We start from the raw sequence: 1,284 nt of genomic DNA, 5'->3' as shown, positions 1-1,284 counted from the left end.
GAAATTAGAGCAGGTGAATGAGCTATAAAAAACATATAGAGCCTCTAAAAGAAAAAATCTATAGTGAAAAAATAGTGCATTCTTGGGAGTATAAAGGAGCCGGTTTCAAATATAATAATTTGTTAGATTGGATTTGGTCTATTTCATTCGCAGTGCTATTTCTACTTTTTCTTTGGTCTGTCATTGATGAGCTGACTGTTGATACTCCTGAGTTTTGGGTGTTGTTTTTTTTCATGGTAATGATGGTGTTGGTGTCAAGGTACCTTCTCTCTCCTGATAAACACTACTGTTATCACTTGACCTCACTAGGTATTCACTACACAGAAAAAGACATGATCCCCGATGTTGCGTATCAGGTAGTACGTGGCTTTGCATGGGTGGGTATTGTGGTCTGCATTATTGCCGCGTTTATGCTCGGTCCTCTTGCGTTTGTTGGGGCAGGTGGTTGTGCGTTGATGTCGTTTGGGATGACGAATTTTAGTCCCACTACTGATAAGTATTACACATTGATTTCAGAGCGTACGGTTGTGTTTGACTTAGAGAATGAAGGTGTCTTATCATTCGCTATCCCCGAGAAAGGTGCGTATGCGTACTATGGTGATATATACACCATGACAGTCGACCAAAAGCAAGAGTTACTCTCTAAATTACACTCACTTTTTCCAAGTATCGAGTTCGTTAAGATAAAAAGGTTGAATGATCAGTCTAAACACCCTGTTTATCATCAGGAAGAAGAGAAAGCGACCGAATAACTCACTTCAATTCCAAGAAAGTATATGACACGCATCATTGAAGTGAGAGTAGATGAATGAGCTATAAAGAATATATAGAGCCTCCAAAAGAAAAAATCTATAATGAAAAAATAGTGCATTCTTGGGAGTATAAAGGAGCCGGTTTCAAATATAATAATTTGTTAGATTGGATTTGGTCTATTTCATTCGCAGTGCTATTTCTACTTTTTCTTTGGTCTGTCATTGACGAGCTGACTGTTGATACGCCTGAGTTTTGGGTGTTGTTTTTTTTCATGGCAATGATGGTGTTGGTGTCAAGGTACCTTCTCTCACCTGATAAACACTACTGTTATCACTTAACGTCTCTGGGTATTCATTACACAGAAAAAGACATGATCCCCGATGTTGCCTATCAGGTGGTGCGTGGGTTTTCATGGGTGGGTATCGTGGTCTGTATTATTGCGTGTTTGTGCTCGGTCCTCTTGCCTTTGTTGGGGCAGGTGGTTTTGCGCTGATGTCGTTTGGCATGACGAATTTTCGCCCTAATGTAAAC

General features: G+C 39.9%; 1 protein-coding gene and 1 pseudogene. Both read left to right on the top strand.

All coding sequences use genetic code 11. The features are described from left to right. The first annotated feature begins 17 nt into the window (after positions 1-17). The gene (locus tag BZG72_RS15975; protein WP_077667280.1) at positions 18-752 is read left to right on the top strand and encodes a hypothetical protein; all 735 of its coding nucleotides are present in this window, start codon (positions 18-20) and stop codon (positions 750-752) included. Between the two features lie 293 nt (positions 753-1,045). Beyond that, positions 1,046-1,284: pseudogene (locus BZG72_RS16650) on the top strand (hypothetical protein); the annotation flags it as partial.

This window comes from Salinivibrio sp. PR6 (genome assembly GCF_001995955.1).
Taxonomy (GTDB): Bacteria; Pseudomonadota; Gammaproteobacteria; order Enterobacterales; family Vibrionaceae; genus Salinivibrio; species Salinivibrio siamensis.
This window is presented reverse-complemented; position numbering and strand designations above follow the sequence as displayed.